Source organism: Rhodovulum adriaticum, from assembly GCF_004345735.1.
Lineage (GTDB): Bacteria > Pseudomonadota > Alphaproteobacteria > Rhodobacterales > Rhodobacteraceae > Rhodovulum > Rhodovulum adriaticum.
Genome location: NZ_SLXL01000031.1, coordinates 1 through 2,547, shown reverse-complemented (window position 1 = coordinate 2,547; position 2,547 = coordinate 1). Strand labels below are relative to the sequence as shown.

Annotated in this window: 3 protein-coding genes; all 3 read left to right on the top strand. The window is 66.5% G+C overall.

Annotated features, from left to right (window positions below):
* A partial coding sequence (locus EV656_RS16740) for a hypothetical protein (protein ID WP_132605860.1) occupies positions 1-225 on the top strand: 225 nt, incomplete at its 5' end.
* Between the two features lie 68 nt (positions 226-293).
* A complete protein-coding gene (gene istA / locus EV656_RS16385; protein WP_132605858.1) occupies positions 294-1,826 on the top strand; it encodes an IS21 family transposase in 1,533 nt (510 codons plus the stop codon).
* Between the two features lie 12 nt (positions 1,827-1,838).
* Positions 1,839-2,547: IS21-like element helper ATPase IstB (istB, locus tag EV656_RS16380; RefSeq protein WP_132605856.1), on the top strand; the 709-nt coding region annotated here is incomplete at its 3' end.

The following is a 2,547-nucleotide window of genomic DNA, read 5'->3' as shown; positions in this document are numbered from 1 at the left end:
ATGGCACAGCTTTTCCGGCGGCACCCGGCGGCGCTCAAGCGCACCCTGGAGATTGCCGCGCGGTGCAGCTTTTGTCTCAGCGAATTGAGCTACGAATATCCGGACGAGTTGACTGCGCGCACCGGGGTCATCCGGTCGCGGATTCCGATAACATCCGGTCACACGTTCCGATTTGATCCGGTCACGGATTCCGGGGTTTCCGATCACCCCTGGAACCGGCCGTAAGACGTGCTGCTGGGCGATCGTGCAGCGGGCTAGCCTTGCCGTCCGAGAGGACGAGCAAGGAGCCCAGGATGAGACGATTGCCGATGCGCAAGATTGCAGACGCCCTTCGCCTGAAGGCCGCCGGGTTGTCGACCCGGAAGATCGCGGCGAGCCTGAACGTGGGCCAGTCGACGGTCAGCGAGTATTTGAAACGCGCCGAGCGGGCGGGCCTTTCGTGGCCATTGCCTGATGGCCTTGACGAAGCCACTCTGGAGCGGCGGCTGTTCGCGCCGACGGGCGGCAAGACCCGCCGTGGGCTCGCGCCCCCGGACTGGCCGGCGGTGCATCGCGCGCTGCGCCTCAAAGGGGTCACGCTTGCCCTGGTCTGGGAGGACTATCGCGCAGCCCATCCCCGGGACGGCTACGGCTACAGCCGGTTCTGCGAGCTTTATCGCCGATGGGAAGGGAAGCTGTCGCCCACCATGCGCCAGCATCACGTCGCCGGCGAGCGCGTCTTCGTCGATTACGCGGGCGACACCGTGGAGGTCATCGACGGCGCGACCGGTGAGGTGCGGACCGCGCAGATCTTCGTCGGGGTGCTGGGCGCGTCGAACTACACCTATGTCGAGGCGACCTGGACCCAGAGCCTGCCGGACTGGATCGGCGCCCATGTGCGCATGTTCGAGTTCTTCGGCGGCGTGCCCGAGCAGATCGTCTCCGACAACCTGAAGGCCGGCGTCACCAAGGCTTGCTTCCACGAGCCACGGATCAATCGGACCTACGCCGAGATGGCCGCCCATTACGGCACGGCGGTTCTCCCGGCGCGGCCCTACAAGCCGCGTGACAAGGCGAAGGCCGAGGTCGGCGTGCTGCTGGTCGAGCGCTGGATCATCGCCCGCCTGCGCAAGCGACGGTTCTTCTCGCTTGCCGAGCTGAACGCGGCGATCGACGACCTGCTGCCCGGGTTGAACGGCAAGATGACCCGGCATCTCGGCGCCAGTCGGCGCGACCTGTTCGAGCAACTCGACCGCTCGGCCCTTCGCCCGCTTCCTGCCAGCCCCTACGAATATGCCGACTGGCTCGAGCGCCGTGTTGGCCTCGATTACCATGTCGAGATCGAGCGGCATTACTACTCGGTGCCCCACCAGCTTCTGAAGAAGACGCTATGGGCGCGGATCACCGACCGGACCGTCGAGATCTTCCATGACGGCCAGCGTGTGGCGTCCCACGTCCGCAGCTCCGGCAACCGCAAGCACACAACCGTGACCGCCCACATGCCCGACAGGCATCGCCGGCATGCCGGGCTCACCCCGGCGGAGTTGCGGCGCAAGGCTGAGAAGATCGGACCCAACACCGCGGCGCTGGTCGATCGGATCCTCCGCGCGAAGACCCATCCCGAGCAGGGCTTCCGGGCCTGCGTCGGCATCGTCCGGCTGGCCAAGCCGCACGGGCGTGACGCGCTGGAGGCGGCCTGCCTGCGAGCCATCGAGATCGGCGCGCTCTCCTACAGCTCCGTCAAATCCATCTTGAAAAACAACCTGCATCGCCGACGGCCCGAGACGCCCGCGGAGGGGCCGGCGATCACACACCCCAATATCCGCGGCGCCAGCTACTTCCACTGAACAGGAGACGACATGCTCGACCATCCCACGCTGAACCGCCTGCGCGAGCTCAAGCTCGACGGCATGGCCGAAGCCTTCGCCGAGTTGCAGCGCAACGACGATGCCGCCGCGCTCAGCCATGCCGAATGGCTGGGCCTGCTGATCGACCGCGAGGCGACCCACCGCAGTACCAAGCGTTACCAAAGCCGGATGCGCGCGGCGAAGCTTCGCCATGTCGGCGCCACCATCGAGGACGTCAACTACCGCGCGCCGCGCCAACTTGACCGAGACCTGTTCCGCCAGCTCGCTCAAGGCGACTGGATCGAGAAGCGGCAGAATCTGATCCTCACCGGCCCGTGCGGTGTCGGAAAGACCTGGCTGGCCTGCGCGCTCGGCCAGAAGGCCTGCCGCGACGGCAAAACCGTGCTCTATCATCGTCTGCCGCGCCTGTTCGCCGATCTCGAACTGGCGCAGGGCGACGGGAGCTTCCCGCGTATGTTCCGCCAGCTCGTCCGCACCGACCTGCTGATCCTTGACGACTGGGGACCGGACCGGCTTACCGCGATGCAGCGGCGCCACCTGATGGAGATCGTCGAAGACCGCTATCAGACCGCCTCGATCGCCATAACCAGCCAGCTACCCGTCGAGGCATGGCACGAGGTCATCGGCGAGCCCACCTTCGCGGACGCGATCCTGGACCGCATCGTCCATAACGCCCACCGCCTGACCCTCGACGGACCAT

What these genes read in the sequence shown, in the direction of transcription:
- istA (WP_132605858.1), top strand. Translation starts at nt 294, where the DNA reads ATGAGACGATTGCCGATGCGCAAGATTGCAGACGCCCTTCGCCTGAAG.